The organism is Sphingomonas ginsenosidimutans, assembly GCF_002374835.1.
Taxonomy (GTDB): domain Bacteria; phylum Pseudomonadota; class Alphaproteobacteria; order Sphingomonadales; family Sphingomonadaceae; genus Sphingomonas; species Sphingomonas ginsenosidimutans.
The window spans coordinates 1-2,738 of the sequence record NZ_NWVD01000036.1 but is presented as its reverse complement, the minus strand read 5'-3'; the positions used below and the strand labels follow the sequence as shown (position 1 = coordinate 2,738).

Genomic DNA, 2,738 nt, shown 5'->3' with positions numbered 1-2,738 from the left:
GTTTATGAGCGAGGTGCGTTGGACGACCAACCGCTCACGCACGCGATGTAGGCATTGAAGATCCTGCTGCTCGGTCGTCTTCACTGGCACGAAGCGCATAGTAGGCCTCGAAGCTGCATCGTAGATCGCCTCCGCATCGATAGCATCGTTCTTGGAGCCGCGGACGAACGCCTTGACGAATCTGGGGTTTACCAGACGCACTTGACGACCGGCCGCTGCGAGCTGTCGCCCCCAATGGTGGGCGCTCGCACAAGCCTCCATGGCGACGACTGCAGGACCAAGTTCAGCCACTGCATCCTCGAGCTTGGCACGACTCACCTTGCGTGAGACCACCACCCCGTCAGCATCTATCCCGTGTAGATGGAACGACTGCTTCGCCAAGTCGATCGCTAACATTTCCATCGTCATCGCCTTCCTCCTTTTGGTTGGACACCTATGGTGCCCGGAAGACGGGAGGCGTCCATCCCATAATATGAAGACGGCTGTAGACCGGATCGGCCAGGGCAAAGTCCGACAGGTCAATGCGCGGTTCGCTGCCATGGCCAGCCACTACCTGTTCGAAACGGATTTTTGCAATCCGGCCTCAGGCTGGGAGAAAGGTCAGGTCGAGAAAAACGTTCAGGATGCGCGTCGACGGTTATGGCAGCCAATGCCCAACTTCCCAGATCTTGATGCCCTCAATGCCTGGTTGGAAGAGCGGTGCATCGCACAATGGGGAGAAATCCAGCATGGCGTCCTCCCCGGCACAGTTGCCGATGTGCACGCCGTTGAGATTATCAGCCTGATGCCGATGGGGCGGGCCTTCGATGGCTTTGTCGAACATACCAAGCGCGTGTCGCCGACCTGCCTGATCGCGTTCGAGCGCAATCGCTATAGCGTTCCTGCATCCTTTGCGAACCGGCCAGTGAGCCTGCGGGTCTATCCTGATCGGTTGGTCATCGCGGCCGAGGGGCAAATCTTGTGCGAGCACAACCGGATTATCGACCGTTCTCACCAGAAGCCGGGGCAGACGATCTATGACTGGCGGCACTATCTGGCAGTTGTTCAGCGCAAGCCTGGCGCTTTGCGCAATGGGGCGCCATTCCTCGAAATGCCCGAAGCCTTCCGGCAACTGCAGGGGCATCTGCTCAAGCGGCTCGGTGGTGACAGGGAGATGGTCGAAATCCTCGCCCTTGTTCTACAGCATAACGAACAGGCTGTGCTCAGCGCCGTCGAACTGGCCCTCGAAGCTGGGGTGCCGACCAAAACCCACATCCTCAATGTTCTGCACCGCCTGATCGATGGCAAGGCTCCACCGGCATCCCCAATCGATGCCCCGCAGGCCCTGCGCCTCGCCCAGGAGCCTGTTGCCGATGTCGAACGCTACGACACGCTGAGGGCGTTACGCCATGCGTCATGATCCGGCCAGCGCCGCTGTGGTTGTCATGCTACGTGGCCTCAAAATGTATGGCATGGCGCAAGCCGCTGGTGATCTGATCGAGCAGGGCGCGCCAGCCTTTGATGCTGCCGTTCCGATCCTCTCACAGCTTCTCAAGGCGGAGATGTCCGAGCGGGAGGTCAGGTCCATTGCTTACCAGATCAAGGCAGCCCGGTTCCCGGCCTACAAGGATCTGGCAGGCTTCGACTTTGCCGTCAGTGAGGTCAACGAGGCGCTCGTGCGTCAACTTCACCGTGGTGACTTTATGGATAGCGCCGACAACGTCGTACTGATCGGCGGACCAGGCACCGGCAAAAGCCACATCGCGACGGCTTTGGGCGTCCAGGCGGTTGAGCATCACCGCAAAAAGATCCGCTTCTTCTCCACCGTCGATCTGGTCAATGCGTTGGAGCAGGAAAAGGCCGCAAACAGAGCGGGCCAGTTGGCCGAGCGTCTGTTGCGCCTCGACCTCGTCATCCTTGATGAGCTGGGATATCTACCCTTCAGCCCTTCAGGCGGGGCCATGCTGTTCCATCTGCTCAGCAAACTCTATGAGCGGACCAGCGTTGTTATCACCACCAACCTGAGCTTCAGCGAGTGGTCCAGTATCTTTGGCGATGCCAAAATGACCACCGCCCTGCTGGATCGCCTCACGCATCATTGCCATATCCTTGAAACCGGCAATGACAGCTTCCGCTTCAGAGCCAGTTCCGCCGCCCCAAAATCCAGAAAGGACAAATCACCCGCTTGACCCTGCTCGTCGCAGGCAGTACATCATCCACGCCCACCCGGGTCACTTCTCAATGAAAATCCCGGGTCACTTCTCAGTGCAACTCAACACAAGTCCACCCAAAACCGCGACCATGAGGTCGGGTTCAAGACGGAATTTGATCGGCGCAAAGTACTCGACTTCAGCATCGCCGTTAACGAGCTCGGCGCGATTCAGGACCTGGCCGTGCCCCTTCGATTTCAGCCGGGCCAAGACTTCTTGCGCATATCGAGACTGGGTCGGATCGATACGATCTCCGTCGAGCATCTCGAGACCATCGAGGATTACGACTGCATCCTTGGTTCGATTGCCGCCCGCTAAGGCACGCAGCGCATTCCCGATCAGCTGCTTGCGGTTGGCTTCAGTGACGAGCGCCGAGAATGTCGGATATTCAGGCGCCACCTCGGCAAACTGATTGCTTAGCGCCAAACCCGAGATGACATTTACAACGTCGCGAAAATTGATGCGCTCGTCGGGCCCCAGCCGTGCCTTGTCACGGAGCGAGACGCCCTTGGTCCACTCCTGCAGGGTCTTGCTCTTGCCCTGATAGGT

At 58.8% G+C, this 2,738-nt stretch carries 3 protein-coding genes and 1 pseudogene; 2 read left to right on the top strand and 2 right to left on the bottom strand.

The genetic code is table 11. The features are described from left to right. On the bottom strand, nt 1-402 hold a 402-nt coding region (locus tag COA17_RS18440), incomplete at its 3' end, for an IS110 family RNA-guided transposase (RefSeq protein WP_141397140.1). Between the two features lie 67 nt (nt 403-469). Between COA17_RS18440 and istA the strand changes: the two are divergent. Then, nucleotides 470-1,399, top strand: a pseudogene (istA, locus tag COA17_RS18435) (IS21-like element ISRsp3 family transposase); the annotation flags it as partial. Next, on the top strand, nt 1,389-2,168 hold the full coding sequence (gene istB, locus COA17_RS18430) for an IS21-like element ISRsp3 family helper ATPase IstB (RefSeq protein ID WP_006955904.1): 780 nt from the start codon (nt 1,389-1,391) through the stop codon (nt 2,166-2,168). The pseudogene istA and the gene istB, both read left to right, overlap by 11 nt. Before the next feature lie 66 nt (nt 2,169-2,234). On the opposite strand, the gene COA17_RS18425 is transcribed toward istB, so the two are convergent. Further along, nucleotides 2,235-2,738: DUF6079 domain-containing protein (locus COA17_RS18425; RefSeq protein ID WP_217991029.1), on the bottom strand; the 504-nt coding region annotated here is incomplete at its 5' end.

What these genes read in the sequence shown, in the direction of transcription:
- istB (WP_006955904.1), top strand. Translation starts at nt 1,389, where the DNA reads ATGCGTCATGATCCGGCCAGCGCCGCTGTGGTTGTCATGCTACGTGGC.